Origin of the sequence: Mycobacteroides franklinii (assembly GCF_001853795.1) — a bacterium.
In the GTDB taxonomy this organism is placed as follows: domain Bacteria; phylum Actinomycetota; class Actinomycetes; order Mycobacteriales; family Mycobacteriaceae; genus Mycobacterium; species Mycobacterium franklinii.
The window spans coordinates 150,723-166,421 of the sequence record NZ_MLIK01000004.1 but is presented as its reverse complement, the minus strand read 5'-3'; the positions used below and the strand labels follow the sequence as shown (position 1 = coordinate 166,421).

At 65.0% G+C, this 15,699-nt stretch carries 16 protein-coding genes; 7 read left to right on the top strand and 9 right to left on the bottom strand.

Going from position 1 to position 15,699, the window contains the following annotated elements; all coding sequences use genetic code 11:
• Window positions 1–88 precede the first annotated feature (88 nt).
• On the top strand, window positions 89–601 hold the full coding sequence (locus BKG76_RS01320; RefSeq protein WP_070936778.1) for a MarR family winged helix-turn-helix transcriptional regulator: 513 nt from the start codon (window positions 89–91) through the stop codon (window positions 599–601).
• Here BKG76_RS01320 and BKG76_RS01315 read toward each other — a convergent pair.
• The 3 genes from BKG76_RS01315 to BKG76_RS01305 form a co-directional block, all read right to left on the bottom strand.
• Window positions 598–2,088 (bottom strand): carotenoid oxygenase family protein, encoded by a 1,491-nt coding sequence (locus BKG76_RS01315; protein WP_070935272.1) that lies wholly within the window; start codon window positions 2,086–2,088, stop codon window positions 598–600. The genes BKG76_RS01320 and BKG76_RS01315 overlap by 4 nt on opposite strands.
• Before the next feature lie 123 nt (window positions 2,089–2,211).
• Window positions 2,212–2,820 (bottom strand): TetR/AcrR family transcriptional regulator, encoded by a 609-nt coding sequence (locus BKG76_RS01310; protein WP_070935270.1) that lies wholly within the window; start codon window positions 2,818–2,820, stop codon window positions 2,212–2,214.
• Between the two features lie 29 nt (window positions 2,821–2,849).
• Window positions 2,850–3,434 (bottom strand): TetR/AcrR family transcriptional regulator, encoded by a 585-nt coding sequence (locus BKG76_RS01305; protein WP_070935268.1) that lies wholly within the window; start codon window positions 3,432–3,434, stop codon window positions 2,850–2,852.
• A gap of 80 nt (window positions 3,435–3,514) precedes the next feature.
• Here BKG76_RS01305 and BKG76_RS01300 point away from each other — a divergent pair, with 80 nt between their 5' ends.
• The gene (locus tag BKG76_RS01300; protein ID WP_070936777.1) at window positions 3,515–4,675 is read left to right on the top strand and encodes an acyl-CoA dehydrogenase family protein; all 1,161 of its coding nucleotides are present in this window, start codon (window positions 3,515–3,517) and stop codon (window positions 4,673–4,675) included.
• A gap of 21 nt (window positions 4,676–4,696) precedes the next feature.
• Complete coding sequence (locus tag BKG76_RS01295; protein ID WP_070935267.1) at window positions 4,697–5,905, top strand: lipid-transfer protein; 1,209 nt, start codon at window positions 4,697–4,699, stop codon at window positions 5,903–5,905.
• Here the strand turns inward: BKG76_RS01295 and BKG76_RS01290 are convergent.
• Window positions 5,902–7,275, bottom strand: a complete 1,374-nt coding sequence (locus tag BKG76_RS01290; protein WP_070935265.1) for a styrene monooxygenase/indole monooxygenase family protein — start codon at window positions 7,273–7,275, stop codon at window positions 5,902–5,904. The two genes, BKG76_RS01295 and BKG76_RS01290, sit on opposite strands and share 4 nt — an antisense overlap.
• A 76-nt stretch (window positions 7,276–7,351) precedes the next feature.
• Between BKG76_RS01290 and BKG76_RS01285 the strand changes: the two genes are divergently transcribed.
• The gene (locus BKG76_RS01285) at window positions 7,352–8,416 is read left to right on the top strand and encodes a GGDEF domain-containing protein (protein WP_070935263.1); all 1,065 of its coding nucleotides are present in this window, start codon (window positions 7,352–7,354) and stop codon (window positions 8,414–8,416) included.
• 12 nt (window positions 8,417–8,428) lie between these two features.
• Here the strand turns inward: BKG76_RS01285 and BKG76_RS01280 are convergent, their stop codons facing one another.
• Both BKG76_RS01280 and BKG76_RS01275 read right to left on the bottom strand, forming a co-directional pair.
• Window positions 8,429–10,153, bottom strand: a complete 1,725-nt coding sequence (locus BKG76_RS01280; protein ID WP_070936776.1) for an amidohydrolase — start codon at window positions 10,151–10,153, stop codon at window positions 8,429–8,431.
• Window positions 10,154–10,188: 35 nt separating this feature from the next.
• Window positions 10,189–11,277, bottom strand: coding sequence for an S-(hydroxymethyl)mycothiol dehydrogenase (locus BKG76_RS01275; protein ID WP_070936775.1), 1,089 nt, complete (start codon window positions 11,275–11,277; stop codon window positions 10,189–10,191).
• 24 nt (window positions 11,278–11,301) lie between these two features.
• Between BKG76_RS01275 and BKG76_RS01270 the strand changes: the two genes are divergently transcribed.
• The gene (locus BKG76_RS01270) at window positions 11,302–12,120 is read left to right on the top strand and encodes a serine hydrolase domain-containing protein (protein WP_070935261.1); all 819 of its coding nucleotides are present in this window, start codon (window positions 11,302–11,304) and stop codon (window positions 12,118–12,120) included.
• A gap of 181 nt (window positions 12,121–12,301) precedes the next feature.
• Window positions 12,302–12,835 (top strand): DUF3145 domain-containing protein, encoded by a 534-nt coding sequence (locus tag BKG76_RS01265; RefSeq protein WP_070935259.1) that lies wholly within the window; start codon window positions 12,302–12,304, stop codon window positions 12,833–12,835.
• 5 nt (window positions 12,836–12,840) lie between these two features.
• On the opposite strand, the gene BKG76_RS01260 is transcribed toward BKG76_RS01265, so the two are convergent.
• Both BKG76_RS01260 and BKG76_RS01255 read right to left on the bottom strand, forming a co-directional pair.
• Entirely contained in the window at window positions 12,841–13,227 is a 387-nt protein-coding gene (locus BKG76_RS01260; RefSeq protein WP_070935256.1) for a DoxX family protein, read from the bottom strand.
• 36 nt (window positions 13,228–13,263) lie between these two features.
• Window positions 13,264–13,848, bottom strand: a complete 585-nt coding sequence (locus BKG76_RS01255; protein ID WP_070936774.1) for a TetR/AcrR family transcriptional regulator — start codon at window positions 13,846–13,848, stop codon at window positions 13,264–13,266.
• A 93-nt stretch (window positions 13,849–13,941) separates the two neighbouring features.
• Here BKG76_RS01255 and BKG76_RS01250 point away from each other — a divergent pair, with 93 nt between their 5' ends.
• Entirely contained in the window at window positions 13,942–14,862 is a 921-nt protein-coding gene (locus tag BKG76_RS01250) for an NADP-dependent oxidoreductase (protein WP_109420596.1), read from the top strand.
• On the opposite strand, the gene BKG76_RS01245 is transcribed toward BKG76_RS01250, so the two are convergent.
• Window positions 14,859–15,698: an alpha/beta fold hydrolase gene (locus tag BKG76_RS01245; protein WP_070935254.1), complete on the bottom strand. Its 840-nt coding sequence runs from the start codon at window positions 15,696–15,698 to the stop codon at window positions 14,859–14,861. The genes BKG76_RS01250 and BKG76_RS01245 overlap by 4 nt on opposite strands.
• Window position 15,699 lies beyond the last annotated feature (1 nt).

The window sequence follows — 15,699 nt, the reverse complement described above, 5'->3', positions numbered from 1 at the left end:
CACTCCTCAAAGTTTCTGTAGATATAGTTTCCATCGAAACCATATGAACAATGTACGGCGGCCGACGCCGGATGGCAATATGGTTTCCATGAAAACCAAGTCGGCGCTGATTGCCAGCATCAACACGCTGGTGGGCGCGGTGGGGGACAAGTTCGAACCGGACGAAGATTCCGATGCCGAGCGCGATTTCATGGCGCAGCGATGCCCACGCCGGATGGAGCACCTCGTCAGAACGCTGCCGACGCTCTCGCTACATCTGTTGGCGGCGATTGCCGAGGGGCCGGTCAGCGTGGTGGGTCTGGCGGCGCGCTCGGGCCAGCTCAAGGGCACGGTGTCCAAGCATGTGCAGCGGCTGGTGGACGCGGGCTGGGTTGAGCGTGTGCCGATTCCCGGTAACCGTAAGGAGATTGAGCTCATCCTGACCGTCGACGGCGGCATCGTCGTCGACGTGCACAGCACCCTGCATGAGGAGATGGAGCATGGTGTGCGCGACTTCTTGCAGCGTTACAGCAATGCCGACCTGCAGGTTGTGGAGAAGGTGCTCCAGGACCTACTGGCCTCCGGTAGGGACGGAGTGCGGATCGTGGCGAAGAGCGGCTAAGCCGGGATCCAGTTGCCGTGGAACTGAAACGGTATCCGTGCTGGAAGGTGGACGGTCGCAAGCTTTTCCATCGACTGCGCGTCGACGATCAACATATTGCTCAGCCGGGTACTGCGATCGTATTCATATCCGATGAGCACCCCGTCGCCCTCCTCGGCGTCCTCGGAACGCGGCACGGGCGAGAACTCGCCCGGTATGTGTCCGGCCTCCAGCTTGTGTTCGGTGCTGCCGCCGCCGGTGAGGTCGTAGCGGATCAGTGAGGCACGTGCGTCGTCGAGGCTTAGCAGGGTGTCGATGTCGGTGTCGCCGACGCTCGTGGTGAAGCCGTATCGGTGCGGCAGGCTGACCCGCCGTGGGTCGACCATGGGGAACTCCTGGAGGCGTTCGTCCGTCCATGATTCCTTCACTACCCCTGTGACAAGGTCGATTTCCCACCGATGCAGGCGTGGTCTCCCGGAATCGAGCACGTTTGCGATCTCGTACTCGGCATCGTGGTCGGGGCCGGTGATTCGGCATGCGTCGATGACGATGGTGCCGTCCTCTTCGTGGGCGTTAAGCGTGTGGAACACGTAGCAGGGCTCGATCTCGAACCAGCGCACCGTCGCGGGCCCCTGGCGGGGAATCACGCCAATGCGGCTGGGATGGGAGGCTTTCCAGCGCAGGGGGACCTCGGCAGTCTTGGGTAGGGGTGCGCGGGCCACCAGCGGACCGAGCAATGCGGGTGGCTCGAATCGGCCGAGGAGCCCTGCCGCCATCCGGGTGATGAACGGGGGTGTCGCCGTGGGCGCGACCTTGCGCGTCAGGAGGTTGAGGTCGATCACCAGCGGGCAGTCGAAGATCATCACGTAGCTCTCGCTCAGGGCGATGTCGTGCAGCAATGGCCTGCCCGGCACGTCCAGGGGCACACTCTTGCGCACCGCGCCGTCCGGGCCGATCACCACATAACGCGCTATCGCCGGACCGACGAGTTGGTAAGTGACCGCGTGCAACTCGCCGGTGACCGGATCCAGCTTGGGATGCCCGGTGTATCCGCCTTCCAGCGTGCGGCCGAAATCGCAGGTTCCGACGGTCTCCAGGTCATCGTTCAGCTCGTACGGCGCCAGACCGCCCTCGGCGCTGACGATCGTCTTGCCGGCAAAGCCATACACATTCGTCTGCGGAGACACGGTCGTCACACCGGCGCGATAGTTGGCCGGTTTCGGTTTCTCGCCGAGCAGTCTGGAGACCTTCGGCGTGCGCACCCACCGGCTGCGATACCACTCGGCGCGGCCATCGCGCAGCCGCACGCCGTGCACCATGCCGTCGCCGGTTGCGCCGAATACCGAGTAGTTGTTGGGGTCATATTGCCCGGGAAGGGGATTGGGGCCAGTGCGGACGTAACGTCCGTTCAGGAACTTCGGTATCTCACCGGTGACGTGCAGGGCAGTCGCCGTCGTCTCTCGATCGACCGGGAGCACGTAATCGTCGGAAAGCAAATCCACGACCATGTCGGTACCTCATCCTTCGGCTGTATCATCAGAGCTAGAACGTAGAGTCAAGCTCGACGGTAGACCGCGTGAATGGGTATGGCAAGAGCCAAATTCGGTGGCGCGCCGCGAGAGGGGTGTGGGCTAGGTGGATTCCGGATAGGCGTTGCTGATGCCGGCGACGATGTATGCCGCGCAGGTGCGTACCGAGACCTCGGGGTCGATGTGGTGAGCGATCGCGGTCAAGACTCCCGACCTGATGGCTTGCGCGCTCATGGTCGCCAGCAGCAGACGCCGGTGCGTCTCTGCCTCGTCATGCACCGGTTCCCAGAGGTCGAGGATGCTCATGATTCGGGACACCGCGTCGGTGAGCACCTGCTGATCGAACCCGGGGACCTGTGGAGCGGTGGAGTCGGCCAGCAGCCGCATGCCCAGTGGGCGGGTGGCGGCGTGGATGAAGAATGGCTTCAGGGCATTGCTCAGCGATGCGGCCGGGTCATTGAGGTCGACGTTTTCCGGCATGGACACGTCGTCGAAGATCGCGCGCATCAGGGTTGCCTCGCGTCCGACGAGTCGGATGAGTAATCCGTCCTTGGAGCCGAAGTGTGCGTAGAGCGTCTGTTTGGTCACCCGGCCGGACGCCACGATCTGGTCCATAGTGACTGCCCCGCAACCCTGTTCAGCCACAACGGGTAACACCAAGTCGAGTAGCTCGTCGTCGGTGGGCCGATAGCCGGGGCTGCGTGATGTCACGTCAGTACCGTAACCGCTGGCGGTGGCGGTTAGTCGAGCACTTTGATGGATAGCGTGGGTTTCGGGGTGTCCCCGTGCTCCAGCCGGTCCCACACCGCGTCGATCAGTGGTTGTAGCAGCAGGGCGCCCATCTGCCGAACCATCACGGACACAACCTGAGTGGATTCGGGACGATCGGTGGGGGCCATGCCCTCTTCGCGGAGGGTGGCCACCTCGTCGCGTGTCAGCTGAATCAGCGCGGTCAGCATGCTGAGCTGTTCTTCGGAAGGCTCGAGCACGGCGCGGCGTACGTAGTTCACGATGGGGGGATTGGCCTTGAGCATCGCGATGACGGCGGCGTCGCGGGCCGCGGCGAGCTTGCGCGGGTCCTTCTCCGCGTCGACCGATCGCAGTGCCTCGATGTGGTAGTCGACGACCAGCTGATCGACGGCCTCGCGCAGACCAGCCTTGGTCTTGAAATGGTGTTGCACCAGGCCGAGTGTCACGCCGGCCTCGGATGCGACCGCGCGCAACGAAATTCGTTCTTCACCGTACTGGGCGTACAAATCCAATGCGGTGTTGCGAATGCGCGCCTTCGCGGTCAAGTCCTCGTCGGTCGCGCGCGGGTTTGCCATACGCCGCATCGTACCGCACCCCTTTACAAACGAATCTAAAACGATACACTTGTATCGTTTTGACGAGGAGGTCAATGAAGATGTCCGCACTATTCCCGTCCTATCGCGCGTCCTGGGAGACCGATGCGCACCGCGACCTGCGTAAGCACGCCGCCGAGTTTCTGCGCAAGGAGTCCACGCCCAACCAGGAACGCTGGAGCGCACAGCACCAGGTGGACCGCGAATTCTGGAACAAACTGGGCGATGCCGGTCTGCTCGGCCTGGATCTTCCCGAGGAATATGGAGGCGCCGGAGGCGATTTCGGCTTCTCCGCGGTGGTGGCCGAGGAACTCGCGCTGGCCCAGGACACCGCGACGGGCTGGGGCGTCCACTCGCCGATCGTCGCGCATTACATCAATACCTATGGCAACACCGAACAGAAGGACCGCTGGATGCCGGGCATCATCAGCGGCGACCTGGTCCTGGCCATCGCGATGACGGAGCCCGGGACGGGATCCGATCTGCAAGGGGTGCGCACCAGCGCGGTCCGGGATGGCGACCACTACGTGATCAACGGCTCGAAGACATTCATCTCCAACGGCACACACTGCGACTTGCTGGTGATCGTGGCCAAGACCGATCCCTCCCAGGGCGCCAAGGGCATCTCGCTGATCGTCGCGGAAACCAAGGACCTGCCCGGATTCGAGCGAGGCCGGGTGCTCGAGAAGGTGGGGCAGCACGGGCAGGACACCCGCGAGCTGTTCTTCAGCGATATGCGGGTACCGGTGGCCAACCGGCTCGGCGAGGAAGATGGACAGGGGTTCATCCAGCTGATGACCCAGCTAGCGCGCGAACGCCTCATCATCGCCTCGGGGAACGCCGGCATGGCCGAGGCCGCCGTGCTGGAGTCGATCAAATACACCAAGGAGCGTGAGGCATTCGGCCAGCCGCTCATCAAGTTTCAGAACACCAGGTTCCAGCTGGCCGAGCTGAAGGCCGAGGTGCTGTCCATCAAGACAACCGTTGACTGGTGCATCCAGAACTACATCGACGGCAACAACGATCCCGCGACCGCGTCCATTGCCAAGCTGGTCGCCACCGACAAGGGGGTCGCGGTAGTCGACCGGTGTGTTCAGTTCTTCGGCGGATACGGCTACATGATGGAATACCCGATCGCCCGCGCGTACGCCGCTGCACGCGTCAACAAGATCTACGGCGGCACAAGCGAAATCATGAAAGAACTCATCTCTCGGTCGCTGTGACGAGACAGGATTAGGAGAAGCATGAAGCAGAAAAACAAGGCGTTCGTCATCGGCGTCGGCATGACGAAGTTCGAGAAGCCCGGGAGCCGGGAGGGCTGGGATTACCCAGCGATGGTCAAGGAGAGCGGTACCAAGGCGCTCGACGACGCCGGGGTTCGGTACGAGCAGATCGAGCAAGCTTTCGTCGGAAACGTCTACGGCGATTCGTGTTCCGGGCATCGCGCGCTCTACGAGCTGGGCCACACCGGAATCCCGATCTACAACGTCAACAGCAACTGCTCCACGGGATCGACCGCACTGTTCATGGCGGCCAACGCCATTCGCAGCGGCCAATCCGACGTCGTGATGGCCGCGGGTTTTGAGAAGATGGAGCGCGGTTCGCTGAGCATGAAGTTCACCGATCGCGAGTCGCCGCTGCTACCGCAGCTCAACCGCCTGGGCGAACTGACGCCGCCGCAAATGCCCATGACCGCATGGATGTTCGCCGCTGCCGCCGAGGAGTACATGCGCGAATATGGCCTGACCGCCGAACAGCTGGCCTGGATCGGCTACAAGAACCACAAGCATTCGGTCAACAACCCGTACAGCCAGTTCCAGGATGAGTACTCGCTGGAAGACATTCTCTCCTCGCGGAGTATCGTGGCGCCGCTGACCAAGCTGCAATGCTCACCGACCTCGGACGGGTCGGCCGCGGCCATCGTGGCCAGCGAGGAGTTCGTCGACAAGCATGGACTCGCCGACCAAGCGGTGGAGATCGTCGGACAGTCCACGGTCACCGATCGGGCCGACACCTTCGACGGAACCGCGGCGGGAATTGTCGGCGCACACATGAACAAGGCTGCGGTGCACGCCGTCTACGAGCAGGCACAGATCGGTCCCGAAGACATCGATGTCATCGAGTTGCATGACTGCTTCTCCGCCAACGAAATTCTGGTGTACGAGGCGCTGGGCCTGTGTGAGCAGGGCGAGGCAGGAAAGCTGATCGACAACGAGGACACCACCTTCGGTGGCAAGTGGGTGGTCAATCCGTCGGGCGGGCTGATCTCCAAGGGCCATCCGCTAGGTGCCACCGGACTGGCGCAATGCGCCGAACTGAACTGGCAGATACGCGGATTGGCTGACAAGCGTCAGGTGGCCGGCGCGGCGACCAAGGACGGCGTTGCGCTACAACACAATATCGGGCTCGGCGGTTCGGTGGTCGTCACCGCCTACCGGCCCGCGCAGCGCTAAGCGGCACGCACCAGATCAGATCGCGCGAACCGGCCGGCGGGGGAGAACCGCCCCAGAATGTCGTCGGCCGGCTCGCCCGCCCACTCGGTGATGAGAGCCTTGGCCGTCTCGACCGACGTGACCTTCTCGAAGGGCTTCGGATTGTCGAGCAGGCTGAACAGTTTCGACGCGAAACCCTCGTGGACGTGTGCCGCGGCGAAGAACAGATCGCCATAGTCGTGCAGCTCGTCGTCGCCCAGGTAGAGCCTCGTCACCAACTGCGCGGCGCGTGCTCGACGGTCGTAGAACTCGTCGAATGCGTCGGTGAGCCAGGCGCTATCGAACGGACCGTCGTGTGCGGCAGCCTTGTGGACCAGGGCGGCCGCCTGAACGAGTCCGCCCTGCGCGCCCTGCCCGGCGATCGGGTCGTACGCCACCGCCGTGTCACCGAGCGCCGCGACGACGTGCCCGCCGGCCGTGTGGCCCACTCCGCGCCGCACCAGCTGTGTCACCGCGCCGGTGATCCAGGAATGCGGATCCTCTTCGATCACCCTGAGTGACAACACTTCCGGAAGGTCCCAGTCGAGATAGTCGCGGTGTACATCGGTGACTGCCTGGAGTGCGGAGGCCGCGCTGTCGACGTCGGCGTACCGCCGTTCCCACTCACTGCCGGGTTTGGCCCACGTCAAGAACGACCACGAGGGTCCGGCGTCCTTGTGCAAATAGGGCCCCCACCAGGCCTCGCCCTGATCGGTGATGAACGAGAAGGCGCTGTGCCGCCCACCCGCGGGCCCTCGGTGCGCAAAGACCTCTGGTCCGTGCCCCAAACCTGCGACCGTCAGCATGAGCAGCCGCCGCTGTGGGCGGTCATACACCGTGCGCGTGGCATCCACCGGAAACAGCGAGGACAGACCACTGCGGCCGGTCGCCACCAGCGTCAGGTCGTGCTCGGCCGCGATGGCGTCCAGCCGTTCCGGGTCCACTTGCTCCACGCGGAAGCGGCCACCCCGCTCCTGAAACCGGGTGAGCCGGTCGTCGGCCTTGAGTCTGGTGTCGACGGCGACGCCGCGGGTACCGCCGTCGAAACCCGCGTCAAAGGCGATGACTTCGGGACGGGCAGGTTCGCTGCCGTCGACCAGGCGCACGCTGAGCCCGGTCGAGGTGGGGCCTGGTTCCAGGTAGCTGGTGAGCCCCAGGCTGGCCTCCGCGCGCTGCGATTCACCGAAAATCAGTGCGGTGCCGGTCGCGGGCACGTTCTCGCGCAGACTGCGCTGATTGCGGTCGCTATAGAGGGTGACGTCAAACCCCTTGTCCAGCAGCCCCACTGCTGCGGTGGCCCCAGTTTGGCCCGCACCGATGATGGCGGCCTTACGTCCATGTTTCGTCGGCATGCTCGCCACTATCGGCGTGTGAACTTGTGCGCGAAAGGCACCCGCTCACGGTGATTGCAAGGTCCATAATTCCGGTGTGCAACCTCCGCCGCATGCAGAGACGGGCTTCCAGTACGAGCTTGTGACTAATGCTCTGCGCGATACCGGCCAGCTCGACCGGTTGAAGAACGCCATTGGGCTGCTGTGCTTCCTTATCGTGGTCTTGGAGGTGATCACGCAGTTCTATCCCCTCGGACCGCACGGCACGTTGCCGCGGGTCGTCCATGGCGTTGTTGGCGCGTCTGCGGTGATGGTGGGGCTGTGCTGGATCAACTTCTCCTGGCCGAGCCGGGGCGCCATGACAGCGTTCGTGGTGTGGGCCGATGTGGCGCTGGCCATCGGGGCCGTGCTGCTTTCTGATCCCACGGCCAGGATTAGCGCGGTCGTGTACCTGGGGCCCGTGGGCCTGCTCCCCACCTTTTTCCTCGGCAGACGGGCATTCGTGGTCCATTGTGCGTTCGCCACGTCGCTTCTCTGCGTGCTGGTGGCGGTGAATGTGCTGGTGGACGGGGCAAGGCTGCCCGAGCAGTTCTTCTACGGCGCCCCGGTGATCTCGGCGATCGTACTGGTGCCCGCCATCATCCAGCTGGTGCTCGAAGGAGGGCGCGACTCAATTCTCTCCGCGGCGTTGGCTGCCGACAGGGACCCGCTCACCGGGCTGCTGAACCGGCGCGGGGTGATGACGGCGGTGGACCTGCTGCATCGTGGCCGCCTCGATGCCGTCGACATCGTCGTGGTCATGATGGATGTGGACGGGCTCAAAGAACTCAACGACAACCACGGCCACGGCGCCGGCGATGTCATCTTGAGGCAGGTGGCCGCCATGCTGAGAGCGAGTACCCGGGTTGGTGAGATCGCTGCCCGGATCGGCGGCGACGAGTTCTTGGTGGTGGCGTTTCCCGGCCGTGCCGAGAACATCGACAGCACCATTCGCCGGGTGAGCACTCCGCGTGCGGGCATCGACACCTGGAGTGTCAGCGTCGGCGCCGCGTGGCAGTCCCAGACGGGGCGCAAGATTGACCTGGAGTCGCTTGTGCAGCAGGCAGATTACGAGTTGTACAGGGTCAAGAACTCGCGGGGAATGTTCGATCCCCAGCACTGAGCGCACTGGGTATCAGTACTCGGGTGTGGCGTAGGTCTGCCGCCCGGCGAGGTAGGTCGCGCCCACCGTGATATCGCGCAGGGCATCCGGATTCACCGCGTGCGGATCGGCCGAGAGCACCACCAGGTCGGCGTACTTACCCACCTCTAGGCTGCCGATTTCGGTATCCAGATGCAGTTGCCAGGCCGCGTCGATGGTGTGTGCGCGCACGGCCTGTGCAACGGTGAGCCGCTGCTCGGGGGCCAATACTCGACCAGAACCCTTGGCCTTGCGCGTGACGGCGGTGGCGATATTGCCCAGCGGATCGGGTGGCGAGACATTGCCGTCGTTGTGGAAGGAGACACGCAGCCCGGCGTCGACAGCCGACTTCGCGGACATCCAGTGGGCACCGTGGTCCGCACCGAACAACTCGTCCATGAGCGGGTCTCCCCAGAAGTACACGTGCTCGATGAACAGGCTCGGATGGACACCCAGCTTCGCCGCACGCTGGAACTGGGCGGGGGTCATCGCGCCGACATGCTCCAGACGAGAACGCACCGAGGCCGGAGACCGCGCTTTCTCGTACGCGTCCAGCACGATGTCGATCGCTGAATCGCCGTGCACGTGGCAGGACAGCTGCCAACCCTGCTTGATGAACGCCGTCGCCAGCTCGGTGATCTGCTCCGGCGTGTAGTTCATGCCCCCGTGGTGGTGCGGCTCCAGTCCCATTCGCCGTGTCGCCGCGGTATCCAGATAGGGGAATGAGGTGAAAATGTTTCCCTGCCAAGGTGATCCGTCGGCCCAGAGTTTCATGCCGATCTGGGCGAACAGCTGATCCGCCCCTGCCGGGGTGCCCGCCCGATGCGCCGGGTCCTTGGCGAGGTCTGGCGTGCCGATCTCATAGGCACGGATCCGGAGCTTGACATCCGGATCCGCCGCCATCTTGCGGTACAGGTCGCCCTGTTGGGCCGCGGTGAAACTGTGCTCGCTGGAGGTCGCGATACCGGCGGCGGCCAGCTGACCAAAGGCCCACTGCATGTTCTCGAACGCATTGGGTTGGGCGACCTTCAGCAGGTAGGGCATGGCCAGCGTTTGCAGGGCCGCGGCCTCGCGCACCTCTCCGGTGAGCTCACCGTCCGGACCGTGGACGTACTCCGCACCGGTCGGATTGGGTGTGTCATTGGTGATGCCGGCGAGCCGGAACGATGCCGTGTTCGCGTAGGCGGCGTGTCCGCTGTTGGCGATGATGATCACCGGATTGTTCGGGGCCAGCGCGTCCAGCTCTGTGCGCGTGGGCAATTGGAGGTCGGGCTGCAGCAGGACGTCGATGCCGTACAGCAGCACCTGAGTGCCGTCGGTGCTGGCGTTGATGGCGTCGGCGAGCTTCTGCATCACCTCCTTGCCGGTCGACACCACGAACGGGCGAACGTCGATCGCGGGCGGGCCCAGTGTCAACGCAACCTGCAGCGGATGACTGTGCGGTTCCACGAATGCGGGTAACACCGCGCGCCCGTCGAGCTCGATGACCTGCGTGCCCGCGCTGCGCCGCTGCATCACGTCCTGCCGCGACCCGACGGCGACGATCTTGCCCGCCGACACGGCCAGCGCCTCGGCCGTGGTGCCGTGGCCGTCGACCGTCACGACCGGACCGCCGACGAAGATCAGGTCCGCACCGGAACCGGGTGTGGTGTCATCGCCGCACCCTGCCAGGGCGGCCAATCCCGTTGTGGCAGTGGCCGCCGCGGCACCGCCGATCACAAACTGCCTCCGGTTGATCACAACGGGCTGCCCGGCTACAGCACCACGACAGAGCGCAGGACCTCGCCGTGGTGCATTTTTTCGAAGGCGGCCTCGATGTTGTCGATGCCGATGCGTTCGGTGACGAAGCGATCCAGCGGTAGGCGGCCCTGCTGGTACAGCGATACCAAGGTCGGGAAGTCGCGTTCGGGGAGGCAGTCCCCGTACCAGGAGGACTTCAGTGATCCGCCACGGGAGAAGAAGTCGATAAGCGGCATCTCCAGTGTCATATCCGGTGTCGGGACACCGACCAGGACCACGGTGCCTGCCAGATCACGGGCGTAAAAGGCCTGCTTCCAGGTTTCCGGGCGTCCCACCGCGTCGATCACGACATCGGCGCCGACCTCATCGGTGAGCTCTTGGACCGCGGTGACCACGTCCTGGACCTGTCGTGCATTGATGGTGTGCGTGGCACCGAAATCCTTGGCCCACTGCAGCTTTTTGTCATCGGTGTCGATGGCGATGATGGTGCGCGCCCCGGCGAGTCGGGCGCCGGCGATCGCGGCGTCCCCGACACCGCCGCAGCCGATGACCGCCACGGTGTCATCACGGCCCACGTTGCCTGTGTTGACCGCCGCGCCCAGCCCGGCCATCACCCCGCAGCCCAACAAACCGACAACGGCCGGATCGGCGGACGGATCGACCTTGGTGCACTGCCCGGCGTGCACGAGTGTCTTCTCGATGAACGCCCCGATGCCCAGGGCGGGGGTCAGCTCGGTGCCATCGGTCAACGTCATCTTCTGCTTCGCGTTGAACGTGTCGAAGCAGTACTGCGGGCGGCCACGCTTGCAGGCACGGCACACCCCACACACCGCGCGCCAGTTCAGGATCACGAAATCGCCCGGCGCTACGGTGGTTACACCCTCGCCGACGGTTTCCACGATCCCGGCCGCCTCATGACCCAACAGGAACGGAAACTCGTCGTTGATGCCGCCCTCGCGGTAGGTCAGATCGGTGTGGCACACCCCGCACGCCTGCACCTTCACCACGACCTCACCGGGGCCCGGATCGGGGACGATGATGTCCACCAATTCCACCGGAGCCTTCACCGAACGAGCGATCACACCGCGCACAGTTTGAGACATGCGCATGACGCTACAGTCCCAGCCATGGGTGCTCTCGACCTCGTCGCCGACTGGCCGGTAACCACTGTCGCCGCCGCAGTGGTGGGGCCGGAGGGCATCAGGGCCCAAATCGGCCCTGTGACGCAGCAATTCGCACTCGCGTCGGTGACCAAGCCGCTGGTGGCCCGGGCCGCGCAGGTGGCACTGGAAGAAGGTGCCATCGACCTGGCGGCCCCGGCCGGTCCGCCCGGCTCGACCGTCGAGCATCTGCTGGCGCACGCGTCGGGACTGTCAATGCTTTCCGACGCGGTGATCGCCAAGCCGGGTACCCGTCGCGTCTACTCCAACTATGGCTTCGCCGTTCTTGCGCACACGATCGAGGACGGCGCCACCATCGAGTTCAGTACATATCTACGCGAGGCCGTACTCGAACCGCTCGGCATGGGTAACACCACGCTGCCCGGTGGGGCAGACACGGCGGGGTATGGGGCCACGTCCACGGTGCTAGACCTCGTGGCCTTCGCCGGTGATCTGCTGCGGCCGCGCCTGGTCAGCGCCGAAACACAGCATCGCGCGACGAATGTCGTGTTTCCGGGGCTGGACGGGGTACTGCCGGGATATGGCGTGCAGCGCCCCAACGATTGGGGCCTTGGCTTCGAGATCAAAGGAAGCAAGATTCCGCACTGGACGGGTGCCGAGAACTCGCCGGCCACCTACGGGCACTTCGGGCAGTCCGGCACATTCATCTGGGTGGACCCGACCGTCGATCTGGCGCTGGTCGTCCTGACGGATCGGAACTTCGACGGCTGGGCCAATCAGGTGTGGCCACAGCTGTCGGATGCCGTGCTGGCCGAGTTCGGCTAAGAGACGGTCCCAAACTCTCAGGAAGCCGTTACCTCAAATTCGGTCTCAGGACTGGCGCAACACGCGCACCACGGGGCACAATGGTGTCACAAGGCACATTGATGTAATTCGGTAACACGCTCTGGAAGCTTCGCGAGTCGTTGGGGAAGACGTCCTCGTCGAAGACAAAGGAGCACTACGAATGCACGCGTCGCCTCAGTTCGCCGACTCGACAACCGGCGTGGTGTATGTCCATGCCTCACCGGCCGCGGTATGCCCGCACGTCGAGTGGGCTTTAACGTCAACGCTGACGTCGGCTCCTTCGGCCCGTGGCCTGGAGACGCTCAAGCTGCGCTGGCAGGCCCAACCGGCCATGCCGGGGCAGCTGCGCGCCGTCACCAACTGGGTGGGCCCGGTCGGTACCGGCGCACGCCTGGCCAATGCCCTGCGCTCATGGCCGGTGCTGCGCTTCGAGGTCACAGAGGATCCCAGCGAGGGCGTGGACGGTCAGCGATTCAGCCACGTCCCGCAGCTGGGCATGTGGAGCGGCGCGACGAGCGCCAACGGCGACATCATGGTCAGCGAGATGCGGTTGCGTGGGCTGATGGAATCCGACGCCGGCAGCATCACCTCAGAGCTCGACAACATGCTCGGCACCGCGTGGGATGACGCGCTCGAGCCGTACCGCAGCGGCGGCGACGGCGCCGAGGTGACCTGGCTGCGCGGAGTCGGCTAAGAGCGTCAGCTCTTGCTGGCGTTACCGATCACACGGCTGACGAGGAACGCGACGTAGGCGAGGCCGCCGAGGCCGCCGACGATGCGGGTGCGCCGGAACGCCAGCGCCAGTCCGAGCAACAGCTCGGTGAAGCCGTTTTGGTAGACCCAGCGGCGAGTGTCCTCCGGGAAGGCGACCTTGGAGATGGACTCGAACGGCTGGGGTGCGACGAAGTGCGCGACACCGGTGGCTGCCAATCCTGCACCGCCCGCGCGGAATCCGATGCGGATCAGGTTCGCGATGAGCACCGACAGCCGCTGGAAAAGACTCGGGCCGACCTTCGTCGTCACGAGCGTCGCGGTCGGCTGACCGTCGACAAGCAACTTGAGTGCCTTCTTGCGCCGAAGTGCCATTCCGCAGACTCCCTTGTCAATTATGTGAATGAAGCGTCACTCTAACAGTAGGGGACGGGGCCGCAGGCCGTCCATGAGGAGATTCAGCAAGCGACCGGCCTGGGCCACATGCTCGGGCCGGGGGGCCACGGTGAAGATGCCGATGAGGGAGGCGGCGATGTCTTCGGCGACGACATCGGAGCGGAGATCACCCGCCGCGCGGCCGGCGTCGAGAATCGTGGTGATGGCAGCGTGCAGTTCGGTCCGGGTCTGGGCATGGGCGATCTTGCCGGACTCGACCATCGCCAGCAGCGTGTCGAGCATTCCGTTCTTGGTCGCGATCCAATCACCGAACGAGTCCATCCAGCGCCGCATTGCCTCGGCCGGAGGCAGCTGGCCGAGTAGCTCGTGGGCACCGGTCGTCAGCCGCACGACCTGGTCTCGATAGACCGCATCGACCAGCGATTCACGGGTGGGAAAGTGCCGGTACAGCGTGGCGATGCCGACGTCGGCCTCGCGGGCGATCGCACGCATTGACGGCTCGCCGTCGGCCGACGCGAACACGCGGGTCGCCGCCGCGAGTAACTGGTCCCGGTTACGGGTCGCGTCGGCGCGCGGCGCACGCATCTCCGTCTCAACCAAAGCGGAACACGCTCCGTTTGTGTTACGGTCGGCCATGTAAACGGAGCATAGTCCGTTTACATGCATTCCTTCGTCATGAGGAGACAGATGCACGTGCGGGCGGTTCAACTCGATGCGTTCGGCGGGCCCGAGGTCCTGGATGTTCGCGAGGTTCGCGCTCCGCAGGCCGGCCCCGGTCAGGTTCGGGTGCGGGTGACCGCAGCCGGTTTGAATCCGATGGACTGGATCATCACCGCCGATGCGGACACCGCAGCCCGGTTCGGCTTGAACCTCCCGGTCGGATTCGGGACCGACTACGCGGGAGTGATCGACCAGGTCGGTGACGGGGTGACCGGCTTCGCGCCCGGTGATCGGGTGTTTGGGGGCGCCCTGTCCCGTGCGATCGCGAACTTTGTGGTGATCGACCTAGGGGAGGGGATCGCGGCCAACGAGGTCCATCACACCCCTGAGGATGTCGATGACCGCACCGCCGCCACTCTCACGATCGCCGGACGCACGGCATTGGCAGCCCTCGCCGTGGTGAACCCCGGCCCCGACGACACAGTGTTGATCGGTGGCGCGGCGGGTGGTGTCGGGGTATTCGCCGTGCAACTGGCCCGCATTGCCGGAGCGCGCGTGATCGGGACCGGATCGGCCACATCCTCCGATTCCCTGCGCGGTCTCGGGGCGGAGCCGGTCGCCTACGGGGATGGCCTGGCCGACAGGGTCCGAGCCCTCGCTCCCGGTGGTATCACTGCCGCCATAGACCTGCACGGAGTTGAAACAGTGCACGCCGCAAGGGAACTCGGTGTCCCCGACGGCCGCATCTGCACCATCGCCACACAGATCGAAGGCGTGTCGGCGGCCAACGGCGCGAACGCCACGCAGGGCGCCCTGGAAGAACTGGCCCGGCTGGTCGCCGCGGGCCAACTCCGGGTACCTATCGCGGCGAGCTTCCCGATCGACCAGATACGCCGCGCGGTCGAGGTTCAGGCCGGGCGGCATGTGCACGGAAAGATCGTCATCGACCTCTAGGCGTCGGCTTGCCGGGCGGTGACGTCGATGCCGAACGTCTCCACCAGGAAGCTCACGATCGCGGGTGTCACCCGACGCGGCCAGAAGCGCAGGGTGGCCAGCGTTCCGGCTGAAACTACCTGTGCGCCAACGATATCGATGGCGAGATTGTGTGCGTCGGCCGCCGGGTGTAGCGGATCGGCGGTCAACGAGAGAATCATCGTGGGCGCGTTTACCGCGCGGCGTACCGCCCGCGGCGGGGCCATGCGCCCCACCAGCATCCCCGTCATGAACGCCGCCGACCGTGATGGTGGCGCGATAAAGAATTCACGGATCAAGCCCAAGGTCGGCTGTTCGGTCTCGGGGAACGATCGCGCCACCGTACCGGCCAGCCAGATCAGCGGCCGACCGAGGGTGAACAACGTGAGCCCGGCCGACCACAGATAGCCGGCGGCGCCGATGCCCCGTTCCAGGAACGGTCCCTCCAGCAGCAGCCCGGCGACCCGTTCGGGCGCCAATGCCGCCGCCTCGATGGAGACGTTCGCGCCGACGGAGGTGCCGCCAAGCACCGCACGCTCGATACCGAGGGCGTCCAGGGCGCCAATGAGCTGACGCCCCAGGGCCTGCGAGTTGTAGCGGTCGGGTTCCAGCGGGCGCTCATCGGCGGTGGTGCCCAGCAGATCCAGGCAGATCACCCGGAAGCCGCGCGCGGCCAATTCCTTGGCCCAGGCATGCTCCAGGTAGTGCGAGGTGAGAAACGCATGAGACAGCACCACGACGCGGTCCCCGGAACCGAACTGGCGATACGCCAGACGGTGCCCGTCGACAGAGATTGACGTGCGACGGTGCTCCGACATG